We start from the raw sequence: 244 nt of genomic DNA, 5'->3' as shown, positions 1-244 counted from the left end.
GGCTGATTGCCGGCTACATGATGATGGCCGGCCTGGGCATGGGCTTCATCATGCCCAACCTCACCGTCTTCGCCCAGCAGACCGCCGGCCGCACCCACCTGGGCATCGCCACGGCCCTGCTGCAATCCCTGCGCATGATCGGCGGCATGCTCGGCACCGCCGTCGTCGGCACCATGGTCAACCACAGCTACTTCAGCGGCGTCGAATCCACCCTGCGCGGCACATCGGCCCAGTGGCTGCCGCA

At 67.6% G+C, this 244-nt stretch carries 1 pseudogene; it reads left to right on the top strand.

Annotated features, from left to right (window positions below):
• A pseudogene (locus SB751_RS34295) lies at positions 1 to 244 on the top strand (MFS transporter); the annotation flags it as partial.

It is taken from the genome of Cupriavidus sp. SIMBA_020, assembly GCF_046535395.1.
Lineage (GTDB): Bacteria > Pseudomonadota > Gammaproteobacteria > Burkholderiales > Burkholderiaceae > Cupriavidus > Cupriavidus campinensis.
The sequence above is the reverse complement of the archived record's forward strand: the minus strand, read 5'-3'. Positions and strand labels throughout refer to the sequence as shown.